We start from the raw sequence: 16,929 nt of genomic DNA, 5'->3' as shown, positions 1-16,929 counted from the left end.
TCTGAAAGCCGGTGGTGCTTATGACGTTACGCTGTCCAATCTTTCTCAGATTCAGCAGCAGCATTCGATGATCGCGTCAACGGCGGGCTGGCTTTCGCTCTCAATTCCCTTTATCGCTTATGGCATGGTGAAGGGGCTGGGCGGTGTTGTGTCGCAGGCGGGCAGCTATCTCAGCAATATGACGCAGGGCGTTGCCTCTCAGGCATCCTCTCAGGCCGTAGATGGCACATATGCGTTTAACAATATGCAGACGGATAATGTTCAGGGCTTTAAATGGGATACGAACAGCAGCTATGCATCCGGGCGAACCGATCAGCAACTGGCGAATGGCTCTATGCAGGGAACGACGGCTGACGGAACGACGATAGTTAATAGCACGACAGGCACATCTAAATTACCGATGGATTTAAATTTTGGCCGCGCAATGAGTTCTTCCGCACAGAGGCTGGCAAGAGAAAGCCAGGTGCAGGCCGAAACATCGCTGCATGGTTTCAATCATGCGGTGAACAGCGCTTACAATAAGGCACAGCAGTTTTCTCAGCAGTCTGGTAACAGCAACACAATGAACACCAGCACGGATGATTCGCAAACGGCGCAGGCGACCAAAGGGGTTGGCTCGATGATCTCTGCGGCGAAAGACTACGCCAAACGCCACGGTATCAGTGAACAGCAGGCATGGGCTGAAATGGAGACTAAATCCAGGAACCTTGAAGCTTATGCATCTACTTCTGCATCCGCTGGATTCAAACCATTGGGAATTGGTGTGAGTGTTGAAGGCGGCGTTAAAGGCAATGTGAGTACTGGTAGTCAAAGTTCCGCTGATCAACGACAGACAGGAAGTACAGACCACTCCAGTAGTGAAGATGCTAAAAACGTACGTGATTTCCGTGAAGGAAAACAGATACTTCAGAGTTATCGCGTTTCGCATTCTGCGGTTCGTAACGATAACAATTCTGCCTCGCAACTTGAACAGATTGGCACAACACTGAGTGTTGCTGACAGCCAGTACCAGCAATATACCAGCAGTGTGAGCCGCAGCCATGAGTACAGTAAAGTGGCGTCAATGTCGGAAAGCGAAACGGCACAGCAAACCAGCAATCTCTCTCAGGAGTTTGTGGGTTATGTTCAGCAAAAAGCGCCGGGGGATGCCAGCCGTATTCTTACTAATACCGCTGATGAAAATGTGCGTCACGAACGTGAAGCACTGGCAGATAGCTTTGTGGAAGAAAAGCTGCGGTCGCGGATTGAGGGTGATTTCAACAGCAATAGCGCCTCACTGGCGAACGGTATGTCGGACGTTAAGCCATCAAATGGAAACTCTGCCGGAACGGTTAATTCAGGCCAGCAGGAGATCGAACGCAGGGCGCAATCCGCAGGCATTAAAGGGAATATAACGCAGAGCGTTGATGATTCCCTGACGAGAAACCAGGGCGTTATTAAACAGACCGGCGCAAATATTGAGCAAGGTCACAGCGATATTCAGCAAGAAAGCGATAGGCTAAAGAATGAACATGGAAAGGCTGATGGTAAGTTTGTTGATAGCTATAATAGATCGGTAAGCCATCAGGCCAATCAATCGGTTGAGAATCCGGGTGACCTTGCAAATAACGCAAAGAGGATGAAAAATGAAATGGATAAAGAAGGAAAGTAAAACAATCTGGTGGATGCCAGTAATATTTGTTTCGTTGTACGTAATAGGCTTTGTAGGTTCTGAAAGTATATTATCATTTTATATCATTTCGCTGGTTATTTTCTTGGGCGCGGGAATGTTTTGCAGTGTAGTACATTTGTTATTACTGCCTAAACATCGAATCATTCATTTGTTTTTGATGATTAGTTGTGTTCCTTCAAGTATGTTTTGGATAAATTTAAAAAACACAGATTACTCATGCTATTTCATCGCTCTTTACAGCTTGCTAGGAATGTTATTTGTATCTTTCTTATTGTTGTTCGCGTGGAATAATTATCGGAAAGAAGATGTTAACTTGATGAAAAAAGGTATAGCTCCTGATTGGATCATCAAGTTAACAGTACAAAACATAATAAAAAATGAAGTGAAGAATCGCTTTAAGGGTAAGGTTTCTTATCCTGTTGCATCCAGAATGGCTACCGGAGTTCTTGCTGAAACTTTATCTTCTGGGCGTTCAGATTTATTTTCTGATAATCTGATTTCTACGGCAATGAGTATTGCTGAACATCATATAACGTCTTTTGAAACGGGAGGGCATTCCGTACCGACTTCCCATTCTAATGAGTTCAATCCAGCAACGGGTCTGGCTATGACCAGTGATTATTTTGATGCCGGAGGTGATGTTTATGGAAGTTCTTTAAATCATGATAGTCACTTTTCGAACGATACTAGTATATCTAGTAGCCTTGATAGTAATTCAATAGATCATGGCAGTTCATTCAATAATGGATTCGATGACAACCGATTCTGAAGCACCAATATTTTATTACCCGCTCTAAATCATCATTTGTCATTAATACAGTTATAGCAGATGGTGAGCAACTACTAATTATCTAGCTAGCGCAGTCCTTCCGGCTGCGCTTTTCCTGTGGAATAAATCTATGCGACTCATTAAATCACTGATACTGGTGGCGGTCTGCCTGTGCTCAATGAATGCCAGCGCGTTCTGTTTCGTGCAAGCAGGAGAACGCTACCACCTTGACCCGATGCTGCTTGAAGCGATTGCCATGCAGGAAAGTAGCCTCAATCCGCGGATTACTAATGATAACGGCCCGCGACTTGGTAAAGACTATGGCCTGATGCAGATAAACAGCAGACATATTCCTGAACTGGTCAGAATGGGGGTTATCCGCTCCCCGCAGGACTTACTGAATGACCCGTGCCTGAATGTGCAGATAGGTGCATGGATACTCGCAAAGCATTTACGGACGTGCGGTGTTAACTGGCACTGTCTGGGTTCATACAACGCCGGTTTCTCCGATAAGAATGCCGGTAAGCGTGAACATTACGCCAACCTTATTTATAACCTCTACGTCCGCGTTAATCGCTCGCAAAAAATAACAGGGTAATTCCTCTCGCCGGAGAAAAAAGATGAGTCTTAAAGGCCGTGATATTACGCAGGGCGGCCAGGTCACGTTTATGCGTTTCCGGATGTTCCTGCAAGTTAATAATATACTGTTCTATTATGTATTTCTGGGCTGGCTGGGGCTTTTGGGTTTTATTATTTATATTCGCCTCAACACTCAAACCTTTCTTAATGGTCTGGTCTACTGGTGGAGTCATACATTAATACCGTTTGGCTCTATTATCAGAAAGCCGCCCGTTTACCCAGTGAGGTATTACGGGAATACCCTTTATTATACCTACGATAAAATCCTCACCGATAAGTACACCGTATGGTGTGGTATCACGCTGCGAAATGAACTCATTCTTTCCGGCCTTTTTGCGTCGATAATAACGTTTATCGTGGTTATCGGTATTTTCTGGTACATCGGGCGGGTCGGTAAAAAGGCCAGTGATGATGAAGTTACCGGTGGCCGTATCCTGGAAGATAACCCCAAAGTTGTTGCCCGCCTTATGCGCAGGCGGGGAACAGCTTCACATATCGTGATTGACGGCCTGCCGATAGTTAAAGACTCAGAAATACAGAATTTCGCCATGCACGGTACGGTCGGTACGGGTAAATCCACGCTGATGCGGAAAAAACTACTTCGGTTACGTGAGGCCGGTGTTCCCGTCATTATTTATGACAAAGGGAATACCTTTGTAGAGGAATTTTTCGACGAATCCATCGACACCCTTCTTAACCCGATGGACAGGCGCTGTGCCAACTGGGATATGTGGGCTGAATGCCCGACCCTGCCCGATCTGGAAGCTGTCACCGAAACGCTTATTCCTATGGGAAACAGCGGCGATCCCTTCTGGCAGGGTTCGGCCAGAACGATTTTTGCTGAAGGTGCGGAGCAGATGCGCAGTGATAAGAAGCGGACGTATAACAGCTTCCTGCGTACCCTGCTGGCGATCAAGCTCGACAAGCTGCGTGATTTTCTGGCCGGAACGCCTGCTTCCACATTGGTTGACGGCAGCATTGAGAAAACCGCCATCTCGATTCGAAGCGTTCTCACCAACTATGTGAAGTCGCTGCGCTATTTGCAGGGTATCGACCGCGAGGGCAAAAAGCCGTTTACCATCCGTGAATGGATGCAGGGCAACAGCGATAAAAAGCGCAGCGGCTGGCTGTTTATCACGTCCAACCAGCGTCACCATGAATCGCTGAAGCCGCTGATATCAATGTGGCTGGGGATTGCTTCCGGCCATCTTCTGTCTCTGCACGAGAACCGCTACCGGCGTGTCTGGTTCTTCTACGACGAACTGCCTTCCCTGCATAAGCTGCCTAATCTGCCCTACATCATTGCGGAGGCCCGCAAATATGGCGGCTGCTTCGTGCTGGGTTTCCAGTCCTATGCGCAGCTTGAAGAAACTTATGGCCCCAAATTTGCCGCTGCCATCTATGACCTGCTGAATACCAAATTCTTCTTCCGCTCACCCAGCGCGGCCATCGCGAAATTTGTTGAAGAAGATATCGGTCAGACCGTCCGCAAGCGTTTCTCTGAACAGACCAGCTTTGGTACGGATGAGGTGCGTGACGGCATCAGCTATGGCAAAGACGAAGAACGGGTATCGATAGTCAGCTATTCAGACGTTCAGGGACTGGAAGACCTTCAGTGCTTCGTCACGCTGCCCGGCAAATATCCCGTTGTTCGCCTCACCCTGAAATACCAGCCCCTGCCGAAAGTCGCGGAGGGCATTCTGGAGCGCGACGTGAAAACGTCTCTCGACCCTGAAATTGAACAGGAAATCAGTCAGCAGGAAAGCAGCGAACGTCAGGCTGCGAGAAAATTGTTCATCCCTTCCGACACTCAGGTGAAAACCGATCCGGCACCGGCTGGCAACTCCGTAAGCGTGCCGCCTGCTCCGGCTGTCGCCGGGCCAGATTCATCTTCGACCGGCACGTCTGGTGAAAAAGCTGACGTGACGGATAAACCCGTCCGTGGCGGTGGCCGTGAGAACGAAATACCTCATGGCATCAGCACGGATGGCGAGGTTATCGATATGGAGGCGTATGAAGCCTGGCAGCAGGAGATGCAGCACGGCACCCGTGATGAGGTACGCCGTGAGGAGGTGAATATCAATCACCACCCGTCACATGAAATTGATATGGAGTTGTGATGCTTTCAGTTGAACCGATTCATGGCGATGCCAAATATTATGGCGGTGAAGCCAACTTTGAGACGCTGGAAAATGCCGATGGTCACTGGCTGGGGAAAGGTGCGGCCATGCTGGGACTGGAGGGAACAGTCGTCCCGGAAGTTTTTGATGAAATGCTCCGGGGGCATCTGCCCGATGGCACGGTGATTTCCCGCCAGATTGCGGGTAATGAAACAAATCGTCCGGGCATGGATCTGACCTTTGGTGCGCCAAAAAGTCTTTCCATCCTCGCACTGCTGGGCGGTGATACCCGGCTGATTGATGCACATAATGAGGCGGTCAGGCTGGCGATGCTGGAAGTGGAGAAAAGCGTCAATACCCGCCTGACCCGTGACGGTGTCACCACTACGGTGACGACCGGTAATATGGTTGCCGCACTCTATACGCATGATACGAACCGTGAAGGTGAAATGCACCTCCACTCGCACGGCCTGCTGTTCAATGTCACCCGCGCTGATGATGATAAGTGGCACGCGCTGGGGAGTGATACCCGCCAGCGCAGCGGTATTCGTGAGCAGGTTTACGATCTGAAACTCGCTTACGGGCAGTTTTACCGTGAGTATTTGCGCCCGATGGTGGAAGACTGTGGTTACACGGCGGTCAGAAGCGGGCCGCACGGCATGTACGAACTGGCCGAAGTGCCACGGGAGGTTATCAATGCCTTTTCTCAGCGAACCGCGCAGATTGATGATGCCGTAGGGCGTGATGCCAGTCCCCGTTCCCGCTCGGTCGCGGCGCTGGATACCCGTAAAAACAAAGAGTTCGTCGAGGGGGAAGCGAGACGTGAGCAGTGGGATAAGGTGCTGTCGGACTACGACTTTGATCCGGATAAGACGATCCAGGCTGCCCGTGAACGCAGCCGGTCGCAGGCAGCAGAACGCGGCGAAGCGGAAGCGGGTTCTCCGGCCAGCGTGACACTCACGGCTGAACCTGCACTGAAAGAAGCCATCACACAGGCGCTGTCGTCTCTCAGTGATAAAAAAGCGCAGTTTGCCTACAGCGAAGTCCTGACCGCCGTTGTGTCACTATTGCCAGCGGAAAAGGATATGGTGCAGCGGGCCAGAACGGGCATCGATACCGCCATTGAGCAGGGCCGTCTTATTGCCCTGGATAAGGATAAGGGCATTTTCACGTCTGATATCCATGTGCTCGATGAACTGACGGTTCGCCAGTTTGCGCGGGAGCATATGGATTCCGGTCGCGCCATTGTCACCGGCGAAGCCCTGCTGAACGGGACGCTTGCCGCCGCTACCGGGGTGTATGCTGAACTGGCTGAAACCCGCGATCCGCTTGCGATAGTCTATGGCCGTGGGGGCGCAGCGGTACAGCGCGAACGAACAGAACGGCTTGCCGGACTGGCGGTATCACAGGGACGACAGGTTATGGTGCTGGCCGCCGACCGGAAAAGTGAAGCCTTTCTGGGAGAGAGTGAAACCCTGTCCGGGCTGATTGCCGGGCGTGGCGCACTGAAAGCCGATCTGCCGCTGACCGCTCATACCACCATCATTGTTGCAGAGGCCGAAACGCTGGGGCTGAAGGACAGCGTATTCCTGATGGAAAAAGCGCGGGAAAGCGGTGCGCAGATCCTGCTGATGGACAGCGGTAAACGGCAGGGAACAGGCAGCGTCCTTTCGGTTCTCCAGGAAGAAGGTGCCGCCCACTATCGTTTCAATGACGCACCCGTGCCGGTGGCACAGCTTACGTCTGAAGCGGATAAAAAGGTTCGCTACAGCCATCTTGCCGCAGAGTATGCCCGTGATGTTATCGGTGGGAACAGTGTCGTTGCACAGGTTGCCGGTGAGCGTGAGCAACAGGTACTGACGGGGTATATTCGTGATGCGCTACGTGAGCAGGGGCGTATCACCGGCGATGATATCCGGATTGAAACATTGTCACCGGTCTGGCTCGACGGTAAGAACCGGAAAAGCCGCGATACCTACCGCGAAGGTATGGTTATGGAGCGCTGGAATGCTGACGAAAAGAACATGGAGCGCTGGCGTATTGATCGTGTCGGTGCTGAAACCAACGTTCTCCGCCTTGTGAATGAGGCCGGGGAGCAGCAGCATCAAAAAATCAGTCAGGTCGATCCCTCATGGAGTCTCTTTAAGCCCCGGACGCTGGAGGTGGCCCCCGGCGATCAGCTGCGGGTAATCGGGCGTGAGGCAAAGGGAAAACTGAAGGCGCAGGATGTGGTCAGCGTAGTCAGCGCCGGTGATGGCGTGCTTGCCCTGGAAAAAGACGGGAAAGTGATCCAGACCGATACCACGCGCGCCCTGAAGCTCGAACACCGTTATGTTGAATATCCGGGTAAATCGATTGCAACGGAAGGTAAGGTGCTGGCCGCACTCAGCGGACGTGAGATGCGCGATGATATGTTCAATGCCCTGACCCGCAGCGGCAGTGATATCCGGATATTTACCGCTATGGATGCTGAACGGGGCGAGGCAAAACTTGCCCGCAGCCCTGCTGTGCGGGTGATAAGTGCTCAGGTGGAAGCGGCCACCGGCGCGAAAGGGGTTGATGCCGCACTGGATGCCGCAAGAGAACTGCCACGCACCCCGGCGGCTCAGGCCGTGTATCTGGCTCTCAGTCAGGTGCAGCATGAAAAAACAGCGTTCCTGGCCCCGGAACTGCTCAGTGCCGCGCTCAGTATTAATTCAGCGGTCAGCATTCCGGCTATCCAGTCTGAGATTAACCGCCAGGTAAAGGACGGTGAGCTTATCCGGCTGGAAGCCGGGCTGATGCTGCCAAAATCCACCTTTGAAACGGAAAAGGCCATTCTGCGCCATATCGCTGAAGGGAAAGGCAGCGTCACGCCGCTGATGGCGTCGGTGCCTGAACAGCATCTTACGGGGCTGACGGCAGGGCAGCAGGCCGCCACGCGCATGGTGCTGGAAAGCGCCGACCGCTTTACGGCGGTGCAGGGCTATGCCGGTGTGGGTAAAACCACGCAGTTTAAAGCCATGCTGGCGGCAATGGAGACATTGCCGGAAGACCTGCGACCGGAGGTGGTGGGGCTGGCTCCGACTCACCGTGCCGTAGAAGAAATGAAAAGCGTGGGCGTCCGGGCGCAGACGCTGGAATCCTTTATCTGGGAAGACAGACAGGCCCGGATGAACGGTGAGAAACCGGACTACAGCAACACCCTGTTCCTGATTGATGAGGCGTCAATGATTGGCAACCGGGCGATGAGTGAAGCTTACCAGGCCATCACCACCGGCAGCGGGCGGGCCATCACCAGCGGGGATGATGCTCAGTTGCGGGCCATCGAGCCGGGGCAGCCGTTCCGGCTGATGCAGCAGCGCAGCGCCGTTGATACCGCCATTATGAAGGAGATTGTGCGCCAGACGCCGGAACTTCGGGAAGTGGTGTATGCCATGATTGAAGGACAACATGCACTCGCACTGGAGAAGGCTGAAGGCGTATCGCCGGATGTGGTGCCGAGGGAAAGCGGGGCATTTATGCCAGCATCTTCTGTTGAGCAGGTAAGCCCGGATAAAGAACAGGCGAAGGCGTTACGTGAAGCCGGGATGCCCGCCAGCGTGACGGAGGCGATAGCGGCTGACTTTGCGGGTCGGACATCTGAGGCTCGTGATAATACGCTGACGGTGGCGCATCTCAATGCAGACAGGCAGAAAATAAACAGCCTGATTCACGATAATCTGAACGGAGCGGGAGTAACCAGAAACGAGCATGAGATTACCATTCTTGACCCGGTTCGCGTCCGTCACAATGAGCTTCGGAGCCTGACGGGATGGGCCGAACTGACGGGAAAAGTTGCACTGATTAACCGGGAATACTGGACGGTCGGCAGCACCGACCGGCAAAGCGGGCTGGTGACGCTTACCGGGCATGACGGGCGGGAGAAAATCCTGTCACCGTTCGAGAACAGTACTGAGGATGCACAGATTTATCAGCCCAGGGTTATCAGCGTCAGCGAGGGCGACAGAATGCGGTTTACCCGTTCTGATGCCGAGCGCGGTTATACCGGAAACAGCTTCTGGAACGTGGAGCAGATCGACGGACAGAGCATGACGCTTCGCAGCCAGGATGGTCAGCTTACCCGCCGCCTTGACCTGAATGACCCGGCAGACAGGCATACCGATCTGGGGTATGCCGTCACAGCCTACGGTGCACAAGGGGCCAGTGCCCGCTTTGTCATTACGCTTGAAGGGACTGAAGGAGGGCGAAAACGAATGGCAACAAAGGAAAGTGGTTACGTTACGTTGTCCCGTACAAAAGAGCATGTTCAGGTTTACACCGATGACAGAGCCGGATGGCTGGCTGAACTCAGTAAAAACAAGGGGGATCGTACCGCCCATGATTATCTGATGGCGGGCGAGGATCGGGCGGGCAGGACGGCAGAGGGGATTCTGTCCTGGGCCTCCCCTCTTGCCGATGTTGCCGCAGGCCGGGCGTTGCTGAAAAACTACGGGCTGGCTGAAGGTGAATCACAGGGCCTGTTTGTGCCGGGCGTCAGGCGGCATCCGGAGCCGGGGCTGGCATTCGCGCTGTGGGACAGCAACGGCAACCGTTCAGGCGTGGTTATTCTGACGATAAATGCGGATGAGCGTAACGGCGTGTCCTTACCCGGTGATTTCAGGGTCATTGGCAGCAGTGATGCGAGGTTTGCGGGGATTCAGCAGAGCCGGAACGGGGAAAACCGCATAGCGGAGAGCCTGCCTGAAGGGTTGCAACTTGCACAGCAGCATCCCGACAGCGGCGTGATCGTCAGGATGGAGGGCGAGGGTTTACCGCTCAATATCAGCCGCATCACCGGCGCAGATCAGGTAGTCGATGACAGCCTGACCTCGCAGTTTGCCCGCAATGTGGCAGAAAAACCGGAAGACCCCCTTCCCTTCATTCCGGAGCCGAAGGAGAACGCTGAACAGGAGGCTGAACGGCTTGCCCGCGAAGCCCTGGAAAAACAGGGTAAAGGTGAGAAGGATATTCGCCTGGAAGAGGTACTCGCCGCCATAAGCGAGCCGGAGGATGATATCCATACCGGGCTGCTGGCCGGTAAGCTGAAAGAGGAGGAATACCCGCTTACCAGGCGCGATATTGCGGCGGCGCTGGGCGAGAAATCGCCGGAGAAAGAGCCTGAAGCAGAGAGTCAGCCCGATCAGTCGCTTCATCTGAAGCAGATCGAGCGGGACATTGTGAAAGAAAAATCTTTCGAGGACTGACGCCGGTTACTATCAAAGGACGCAGCCTAATGGTTATATAAAGTTGAATGCATATAACCTTTAGGCTTATTGCCAAAAATTAACGAATCCTTGCGGTCACCCACTATGCCTTTTCCGGCAGCAACATGATAACGGAAAAGCCTTCCTCATCAGGTCGCTGCTCTGCGCGAAGATGGCATTGCTCAAATAACGGAAATACGCCTGAAATATCACCGGTGAAGCGGATCTCCAGCGGTTTAATCAGTTCGCCACCGTCACTGAATGCGGGATGGAGTTCTGCTTTTGGGGTATAGACGGCGTTGGCCGTTATTGACTCCCGGTGATAACTGTGCCATTCCTGCGGTGACAGCAGAAAGTCCCGCCAGTCCATTGTTTTCAGTGTTTCGATAAAAAAAGTAAAGCGGAATAACACGCTCTGCTTCAGCAGTTCACCCGAACTGGCACGCCAGATGTACTCCAGCTTGCGGTGCAGCTTTGCACTGAAACCATAGCGTTTTCCCTCATGAATAAGCCAGAGGATGTCCTGTGCAACCGAGCGGGGAAACAGCTTGCGTTTCTGGGCTGTTGTCAGCCACTGCATGATGAACATGTGTATCTGCAAATCTGTGCGAATTTTGCCCTGCTTCTGCGACAGCTTTACTGCAACCAGCAGGCACCATGCCAGATGCGCCAGTTCTTCCGTCGGGCGTTTCTGATAAAAGACAGTCAACCAGTACCACTCCATTTTTTTCGTCGCGCGGAAGGATAGCATATTGCCCCCCCCATCCGGGAGCAGGGCTACCGCCTTCGCTGCGCTCCGTTGGTCAACCCCGGAAACGGGTAAAAGCAAGTTTTACCCGTTTCCGGGGTTTCTGTTAAAAATCCAAAGGAATTATGATGATGCTATTTTCATGCGGAAGACTGGTCAGGGCCAGCTTTCTTTGTCTTCCCCTGCTATCTTCTCTGCCTTTCCCCGCCGACGCGGAGATATCGACGGCTCCGGATATTCAGGTGGGTTTTTCTCCTGAAGGGACTGGTCGCCTTCTGGTGCTGAACACCATCGGTTCCGCACAGCAGAGTATCCGGATGATGGCCTATTCCTTCACCGATCCGGACGTGATGAAAGCGCTTATTGCCGCGCATCAACGGGGCGTGGATATAAAAATCGTTATCGACGAGAAAGGCAACCGCAACAGGGCCAGCATGGCGGCAATGAATCTGATTGTGAATGCCGGTATTTCGCTGAGGACGAACAGCCGCTTCCCTATTCAGCACGATAAAATTTTAATTGTTGATAATCATACGGTTGAGTCAGGCAGCTATAACTTCAGCAGAGCGGGAGCGAGTAAAAATTCGGAGAACGTGGTGGTGATGCGCTTTATGCCCGCCATCGCCAGCCAGTATCTGTCTCACTGGCAGTCCCGCTGGGAAATGGGGACAGACTGGCAATCGACCTACTGATAACGGCGTACAAGTAGCCTCTCACTAACAGGGGTGATCCGTGCGCCAACGCAGATCACCTTTTCGATAAAAGTTAAGTCGCTGATTTACCGCTTCTGTAGTATTCTCTGCGAGATGATCCTTTTTAGATCCTTGAGGAGGCAGATATGTCGCAAGCAGCAAATGCAGCAACTTCCTCATCGAAACGCCCTTACAGAAAGGGGAATCCACTTAGTGATGCTGATAAACAGCGTGCTTCGGTGGCGAGAAAGAGAGCTACTCACAAAGAAGTTAAAGTTTTTCTGGAACCCCAGCTTAAAGAATTGCTAATGACTATGTGCCAGGAAGACGGTTTAACCCAGGCTGAAATTTTGGCCCGTTTAATTGAGCGTGAAGCTCAGGTCAGAAATATAATCTGATGGGCTTACTTTCTTGATCCTTTATTCTGTGAGTGCTAGATTGCTGTGCGAGTAAAGAATTTTTGGTGGGCCACGCCATAAGGTGGCAGGGAATGGTTCGGATATGAATGCTCCGGAACCACAAAAAACAAAACCCCGATAATCTCCTCAACTTTGGCGAGCGGAGAGATTAATCGGGGCCAACTAAAACCGTACAGAACTGCTGCTCTGTACGGGGAGTATATGCACATGCTTAGAAAACCGCAATACCTTCTATGCGCTTTACTCCTTCTGTGCAACATAAGCGCAGGAAGGTGTGACTGACGCTCAGGCCCTGTTCTCTCATTATCGACAGGTCAAGAACCCAAATCCGGAATTCACCCCGCGTGAGGGCAAAAAGACCTTGCCGTTCTGCCGTAAGCTGATGGCGAAAGCCGAAGGCTTCACGTCCCGTTTTGATTTCTCCATGCACGTTGCGTTTGCGCGTTCGCTCGGTGTGCGTCACCGTATGCCGCCGTTGTTGCGCCGCCGCGCCATCGATGCGCTGCTACAGGGGTTGTGCTTCCACTATGATCCCCTGGCTAACCGCGTCCAGCGCTCCATCACCAATCTGGCCATCGAGTGCGGACTGGCCACGGAATCGAAAAACGGCAATCTGTCCATCACCCGCGCCACGCGGGCGTTGAAGTTCATGGCGGAGCTGGGGCTGATTACCTACCAGACCGAGTATGACCCGCAGATTGGCTGCAACATCCCGACCGATATCACCTTCACGCCAGCTCTGTTCTCCGCGCTGGATGTTTCTGACGTGGCCGTTGTGGCCGCGAGGCGCAGTCGCGTGGAGTGGGAAAACCAGCAGCGTGAAAAACAACGTCTCCCCCGACTGGACATGGACGAACTGATAGCCAAAGCCTGGCGGTTCGTTCGTGAGCGGTTCCGGAGCTACCAGTCCGAACGCAAATCGCACGGGCTGAAGCGCGCCCGCGCCCGCCGTGACGCTGACCGTAACCGCCGCGATATTGAAACTATCGTGAAGCGGCAACTGACGCGTGAAATTGCCGAGGGCCGCTTTACCGGCAACCTGGACGCCGTGCGTCGGGAACAGGCAAGGCGTGTAAAAGAGCGTATGCTGATGTCCCGTGGCAACAACTATACGCGGCTGGCAACGGCCACCACCTGACCCCCCTCTCCTTTTATTAATCCGGCTGATCCCGGAGGGTTCTGCACGCCTGTTACTCACCGTTGCTTATTATCTGAGCGAACGGGCATGGAGGCCATCCATGATCCCCTCTCTTTTCCTGCAAAACCGTGCTGAAATTTTGTCGCCGGTGCCATCTTTGCCCGATGAATTCAGTTACCCACACATAACTGCAAGGGAACTTCCCATAAGGTTACAGCCGTTATGGTTACAGAGCGCCAGCCGTACTGATTTCAAAGTGCGTGGTTCCCTTTAAAAACCTGCTCAGTACTTCTTTTAAATACCTTTTATGTTTTTCATATACATAGATAACCTATTCATCGTCTGCCCTGTGGACAGCCTCAGAGAATGCCCGCCCTTGCAGCGGACTCACGTCCGCGCCGGTTCGATAAAAGCAAAGTTACCTCCCGTCGCTACGCGACAGGCACTGTAAAACACCTGAATTTAGTTACAGCATTCAAAATGCGTTTCCGCGAACCCAGAATGTGCATATCTGTGACCTCATCACCGCACCCACCACTGAAAAGCGGCCCCGCCCCGGCCAGAGGCCGGAACAGCGTCGCTTTTAATGATGGATGTTGTAACTAGAACTAAGTCGCTTTGAGAAGTATCGCTGGAAGGTCTGGATTAACACGCCCGTAAGCGGCCCTCACGGCCCGCTAACGCGGAGATACGCCCCGACTGCGGCTACGCCTTGTCGTGACCACTCCGACAGCGCACAAAAGCTTCTGTATCGCTTTTAGCGGGTTTATGTCTGGCAGGGTGAAGGGATGGATTGGCAGAACCTATCAGAACGGTAACCGGCTGCGCCGGGTCACGGTGCCATTCACCAGTAAAGCCATATTCAGCATCATCTGGCACCTCCATGCCGCTTTGCGGCATTTAAACAAGCCCTGTGAGAGCAAAGCTGCAAAATGCGACATCTGGTCTGGCTAACTAAAATAAGGGTTTCGTCACATAAACTAAAAACACCCAAGGGAAATCCATAGGATTCCCTAAAGAAATACTTTGAATTTCTATAGGATTTATATAGTATGCCGTTAAGGTTTACTTATAGGAGAAACTAAATGCCAATATACGCAATATCTCATCATAAGGGGGGGGCCGGTAAAACTACCTCTACAGTACATATTGTTGGTGAGCTAAAACCTGATATCACAATTGACCTAGATATCCATGAAGGGGTTAGTGTTATCAACCAGCTAAGACCTGATGATAAGAAATGGAACGTCTTAGCTATCAACAACAAAGAAAAGTTGATAGCCGTCCTTCGGGAACTGGATGACCAAGGTAAAACGGTGGTCATCGACTGCGGCGGTTTCGATGCTGATATTAACCGTGTCGCGGTGGCAGTAGCAGACGTGGTGATCGTCCCGGCTAATGATACGGTCACGGAACAAATTGGTCTGGCGAAGTTCGACAAGGTGCTGGCAGAAATCAGCAAGCAAATGGATGTGGAGCTGAACGCAAAAATCATGTTCTGCAAAACAGAGCCAAACCAGAAACATTTCCCGGACATGGAAGATACCTTGAAAAAGGTGAAACACATGTCGCTGCTGAAAAGTCGCCTTTCTTATCGCCGTGGACGGTATGGTTTTACTCAGTCTTTACGCCAGGGGATGGGGATAACTGAAATCAAGCATGGTCGTGCTTCGGCAGCCGGAAAAGAAGTTGTCGCGCTTGTCAAAGAATTACGGAAACTAGTCGAAAACGGAAAATGATGTACAATAGAAATCCGAAGGAAATCCAAAGGATTTACTGTAGAATTATATAATATCTCCGTGAGAATCCCATGAAAAACAAAAAATCCCTCTTTGATGTAGCATCCACTGTGGGCAATGACGCACTTTTGCAGGTGGCGGAGCAACAACCAGCAGCAACTACTCGCGCTGTTCGCACCAAAACATTAAAAGCGATCCCTGAAACGTTCTTTGCTGCACACAAGAAGCTACGAGATACAAACAAAACCAACCTAGATTTTTCTAATTATATCATGGAAGCGCTACGCGAAAAGCTGGAACGAGACGGGGCGATCTAGTTACTCATGGCATCTAACAGGTACACTTTGGAGTTATATTAGATACCTAATGGATTTCCAATGGAGTTCCTTGGGAGCTATGGAAGGAATCTATTATGATGCTCGCCGTCCATACAGTCCTGTAACGAGAAGCTCTGAAAGCATCCCACATACTGACTGGGCACAACTTCAGGTAATAGATAATGAAATTTACACCGCTCGATCTGAAAAATTTTAACCAGCTTTTTGAAGACAAAATAAATGCAGGGTACGTATTAGATTTCTCCAACAAAACAATGCGTGAGTTTTTCGAATCTGAGCTGTCTATCGATATAGACAATGACATCTACCGAAAGGATGGTGACTCCAAACTAAAGAGATTGCGCTGCCTGATAAAACAGGCAGATAGGGAAACCGTTCTGAGAGTTGTCACCCGGTTATGGGAATACCGGAAATCCATTCCTGGCGAGATTATCACAGTCCAGGATGATGCTACCTATGGAAGTTTCGTTGCTAAAATTCAGGGGGCAGACAGTCAGACGGCATCAGGTATTGCACCTGCATTAATCGTTCCCACCGGCATTGATAATGATTATTTTCTCAAAGGTCTGGAAGCCCTCCATACCCAACTACCTCACCAACGCGGACATAGCTTTGAGTTATGGCTAAACGAACTGTTTACCGCTTTCTATTTATCCCCTAAAGGCGCATTCCGGCTGAAGGGCGAACAGATAGACGGCAGTTTTCTACTGAATAACGATACCTATCTGGTCGAGGCAAAATGGCATAGCGCTAAAACGGGAAATGCCGATCTCCATGCATTTCATGGAAAACTGGATCAGAAAATCTCATGGGCTCGTGGTGTATTTATCAGCTGGGCAGGGTTTACCCGCAGCGGCTTAGATGCTTGGGGAAGGGGAAAGAAAGTTATATGTGTCAGCGGTTATGATCTTGTTCTTATGCTCAAAAACAACATTAGTTTCAGAATGTTGATGGAAGAAAAAATACGACGAGCAGCCGAAACGGGCAACTTATACGTAAAGATTGATGAAATTTACCCGAATATCAACAAATAATAACGGTCATTAATCAGATGAGCTAGTGATGAAGGTTAATATGGTACAGGCACCCCTGGTGCCGTGCGTTACGCTGACTCACACTGCCAGCAACCGGCACAATCATCCCATCCCTGGCGAGTCTGGTCATTGGTCAGCAGACAGTCAATGATCAGACAGTTGCGAACATCAGCTATCATATTAATTTCACTGAATAAATACTCTACCTGTTCTTTCAATTGTTCATCGTTTTCAGCGGTTAAAGGTATCCGGTATTCATTCCCGTCTAAAATTTGACCTTCAAATTCAGCTTCAATAAACCAGTCAATCAACTCTCTGGTTTTTTTCTTCCCACGGGTAAATTTACTGCCATTTTCAATCGACACAAACAGCGTCATAGAACGTGGGGCAGGGGAG

General features: G+C 51.4%; 12 protein-coding genes and 1 pseudogene. 12 read left to right on the top strand and 1 reads right to left on the bottom strand.

Annotated features, from left to right (window positions below; all coding sequences use genetic code 11):
• From ABGB15_RS22470 to traI, 5 genes and pseudogenes are all read left to right on the top strand, one after another.
• Positions 1 to 1,651 (top strand): annotated as a pseudogene (locus ABGB15_RS22470) (hypothetical protein); the annotation flags it as partial.
• Complete coding sequence (locus ABGB15_RS22465; protein WP_369064411.1) at positions 1,626 to 2,441, top strand: hypothetical protein; 816 nt, start codon at positions 1,626 to 1,628, stop codon at positions 2,439 to 2,441. The pseudogene ABGB15_RS22470 and the gene ABGB15_RS22465, both read left to right, overlap by 26 nt.
• A 130-nt stretch (positions 2,442 to 2,571) precedes the next feature.
• Positions 2,572 to 3,039, top strand: coding sequence for a lytic transglycosylase domain-containing protein (locus tag ABGB15_RS22460; protein WP_191928395.1), 468 nt, complete (start codon positions 2,572 to 2,574; stop codon positions 3,037 to 3,039).
• 22 nt (positions 3,040 to 3,061) lie between these two features.
• The gene (gene traD / locus ABGB15_RS22455) at positions 3,062 to 5,200 is read left to right on the top strand and encodes a type IV conjugative transfer system coupling protein TraD (protein ID WP_369064410.1); all 2,139 of its coding nucleotides are present in this window, start codon (positions 3,062 to 3,064) and stop codon (positions 5,198 to 5,200) included.
• On the top strand, positions 5,200 to 10,425 hold the full coding sequence (traI, locus tag ABGB15_RS22450) for a conjugative transfer relaxase/helicase TraI (RefSeq protein ID WP_369064409.1): 5,226 nt from the start codon (positions 5,200 to 5,202) through the stop codon (positions 10,423 to 10,425). Before traD ends, traI begins: the two co-directional genes overlap by 1 nt.
• 103 nt (positions 10,426 to 10,528) lie before the next feature.
• On the opposite strand, the gene ABGB15_RS22445 is transcribed toward traI, so the two are convergent.
• Positions 10,529 to 11,176, bottom strand: a complete 648-nt coding sequence (locus ABGB15_RS22445; RefSeq protein ID WP_369064408.1) for a DUF2913 family protein — start codon at positions 11,174 to 11,176, stop codon at positions 10,529 to 10,531.
• Between the two features lie 128 nt (positions 11,177 to 11,304).
• On the opposite strand from ABGB15_RS22445, the gene ABGB15_RS22440 reads away from it, so the two are divergent.
• From ABGB15_RS22440 to ABGB15_RS22410, 7 genes are all read left to right on the top strand, one after another.
• Entirely contained in the window at positions 11,305 to 11,865 is a 561-nt protein-coding gene (locus ABGB15_RS22440; RefSeq protein WP_369064412.1) for a phospholipase D family protein, read from the top strand.
• Between the two features lie 146 nt (positions 11,866 to 12,011).
• Positions 12,012 to 12,263 carry a replication regulatory protein RepA gene (locus ABGB15_RS22435; RefSeq protein ID WP_369064407.1) on the top strand — a complete coding sequence of 84 codons (252 nt, stop codon included), beginning with the start codon at positions 12,012 to 12,014 and terminating at the stop codon, positions 12,261 to 12,263.
• Positions 12,264 to 12,485: 222 nt separating this feature from the next.
• Positions 12,486 to 12,566 (top strand): RepA leader peptide Tap, encoded by an 81-nt coding sequence (gene tap / locus ABGB15_RS22430; protein ID WP_338103670.1) that lies wholly within the window; start codon positions 12,486 to 12,488, stop codon positions 12,564 to 12,566.
• On the top strand, positions 12,559 to 13,422 hold the full coding sequence (repA, locus tag ABGB15_RS22425; RefSeq protein WP_369064406.1) for an incFII family plasmid replication initiator RepA: 864 nt from the start codon (positions 12,559 to 12,561) through the stop codon (positions 13,420 to 13,422). The genes tap and repA overlap by 8 nt, the downstream gene beginning before the upstream one ends.
• A gap of 1,085 nt (positions 13,423 to 14,507) precedes the next feature.
• Positions 14,508 to 15,161, top strand: coding sequence for a division plane positioning ATPase MipZ (locus ABGB15_RS22420; protein ID WP_261653653.1), 654 nt, complete (start codon positions 14,508 to 14,510; stop codon positions 15,159 to 15,161).
• Between the two features lie 71 nt (positions 15,162 to 15,232).
• A complete protein-coding gene (locus tag ABGB15_RS22415; RefSeq protein ID WP_261653654.1) occupies positions 15,233 to 15,478 on the top strand; it encodes a chaperonin in 246 nt (81 codons plus the stop codon).
• Between the two features lie 182 nt (positions 15,479 to 15,660).
• Positions 15,661 to 16,533 carry a restriction endonuclease gene (locus tag ABGB15_RS22410; RefSeq protein ID WP_369064405.1) on the top strand — a complete coding sequence of 291 codons (873 nt, stop codon included), beginning with the start codon at positions 15,661 to 15,663 and terminating at the stop codon, positions 16,531 to 16,533.
• Positions 16,534 to 16,929 lie beyond the last annotated feature (396 nt).

This window comes from Enterobacter sp. MALB-1 (assembly GCF_041021625.1).
In the GTDB taxonomy this organism is placed as follows: domain Bacteria; phylum Pseudomonadota; class Gammaproteobacteria; order Enterobacterales; family Enterobacteriaceae; genus Enterobacter; species Enterobacter oligotrophicus.
The sequence above is the reverse complement of the archived record's forward strand: the minus strand, read 5'-3'. Positions and strand labels throughout refer to the sequence as shown.

Coding starts and splice junctions, on each gene's coding strand:
- tap (WP_338103670.1), top strand. CDS start 12,486: ATGCACATGCTTAGAAAACCGCAATACCTTCTATGCGCTTTACTCCTT.
- ABGB15_RS22440 (WP_369064412.1), top strand. CDS start 11,305: ATGCTATTTTCATGCGGAAGACTGGTCAGGGCCAGCTTTCTTTGTCTT.
- ABGB15_RS22410 (WP_369064405.1), top strand. CDS start 15,661: ATGAAATTTACACCGCTCGATCTGAAAAATTTTAACCAGCTTTTTGAA.
- ABGB15_RS22435 (WP_369064407.1), top strand. CDS start 12,012: ATGTCGCAAGCAGCAAATGCAGCAACTTCCTCATCGAAACGCCCTTAC.
- ABGB15_RS22465 (WP_369064411.1), top strand. CDS start 1,626: ATGAAATGGATAAAGAAGGAAAGTAAAACAATCTGGTGGATGCCAGTA.
- traI (WP_369064409.1), top strand. CDS start 5,200: ATGCTTTCAGTTGAACCGATTCATGGCGATGCCAAATATTATGGCGGT.
- ABGB15_RS22415 (WP_261653654.1), top strand. CDS start 15,233: ATGAAAAACAAAAAATCCCTCTTTGATGTAGCATCCACTGTGGGCAAT.
- ABGB15_RS22420 (WP_261653653.1), top strand. CDS start 14,508: ATGCCAATATACGCAATATCTCATCATAAGGGGGGGGCCGGTAAAACT.
- traD (WP_369064410.1), top strand. CDS start 3,062: ATGAGTCTTAAAGGCCGTGATATTACGCAGGGCGGCCAGGTCACGTTT.
- ABGB15_RS22445 (WP_369064408.1), bottom strand. CDS start 11,176: ATGCTATCCTTCCGCGCGACGAAAAAAATGGAGTGGTACTGGTTGACT.
- ABGB15_RS22460 (WP_191928395.1), top strand. CDS start 2,572: ATGCGACTCATTAAATCACTGATACTGGTGGCGGTCTGCCTGTGCTCA.